The organism is Brevundimonas sp. (assembly GCF_023259385.1).
Classification (GTDB): domain Bacteria; phylum Pseudomonadota; class Alphaproteobacteria; order Caulobacterales; family Caulobacteraceae; genus Brevundimonas.
In genome coordinates, this window is the sequence record NZ_JAHFPF010000201.1 from 1 (window position 1) to 1,169 (window position 1,169).

General features: G+C 67.9%; 2 protein-coding genes. Both read left to right on the forward strand.

Annotated elements, in window-relative coordinates; all coding sequences use genetic code 11:
- On the forward strand, positions 1–506 hold a 506-nt coding region (locus Q0C81_RS14135), incomplete at its 5' end, for a PQQ-binding-like beta-propeller repeat protein (RefSeq protein WP_291839199.1).
- A gap of 32 nt (positions 507–538) precedes the next feature.
- Positions 539–1,169: GTPase (locus tag Q0C81_RS14140; RefSeq protein WP_291839202.1), on the forward strand; the 631-nt coding region annotated here is incomplete at its 3' end.

The window sequence follows — 1,169 nt, forward strand, 5'->3', positions numbered from 1 at the left end:
CCCTGTCGGAAATCCGCGACATCGCCGGCCGCCCCGTGATCAGCCGCGGCATCGTCTACGCCGTCGCCCACTCCGGCGTGCTGTCGGCCATGGACATCCGTTCGGGTCAGCCGAAGTGGCAACTGCCGATCGCGGGCGTCAATGCGCCCCTGCCGGTCGGCGACGTGGTCTATATCGTGTCCAAGACCGGCGAACTGACCGTGGTCAACCGCGACAGCGGCCAGGTCTACTGGACCCGCAACCTCAACGAGGGCCGCGTCCACCAGGAAGGCGGCTTCCTCGGCTTCTGGGATCGGACCGTGACTCCGGCGTGGTCGGGCCCGCTGCTGGCGTCCAACCGCCTGCTGCTGGTCAATTCCGAGGGCGAACTGGTCGCCCTGGATCCGAAGACGGGCCTCCAGACCGCGACGCTCAAGCTCGGCGGCGCCGCCTTCATCGCTCCGGCCGCCTACAACGGCTCGGTCTATGTGCTCACCGACCGGGGCGACGTCGTCAGCATTCGCTGACGGAAACCCCCAAACTGCGTTAGAAGGCCGACATGGCTCTCAAAGTCGCCATCGTCGGCCGCCCCAACGTGGGCAAGTCGACGCTGTTCAACCGCCTCGTCGGCAAGCGTCTGGCGCTTGTGGACGATCGCCCGGGCGTGACCCGCGACCGCCGCTATGCGGACGGCAACATCGGCGACATGGATCTGACGCTGATCGACACCGCCGGCTATGAGGATGTCACCGACGACAGCCTCGAGGCCCGGATGCGCGAGCAGACGGAAGCGGCCATCGAGGACGCCGAGCTGATCCTGTTCATGATGGACGCCCGTGAGGGCGTGACCTCGCTGGACCGCATCTTCGCCGACCGGCTGCGCAAGGTGCACAAGCCGATCATCCTGCTGGCCAACAAGGCCGAGAGCCGCGAGAGCGGCGGCGGCGTCGGCGAGGCCCACGCCCTGGGCTTCGGCGAGCCGGTCGCTATCTCCGCCGAGCACGGCGAGGGCATGGCGGATCTGTTCCAGGCCATTCTGGCCGCTTCGGCCGACATCTTCATCGAAGAGATCGACGAGCCGGACAAGCCGATCCGCATCGCCGTGATCGGTCGTCCCAACGCGGGCAAGTCGACGCTGGTGAACCGCCTGCTCGGCGAGGACCGCCTGCTGGTCGGCCCGGAAGCCGGCA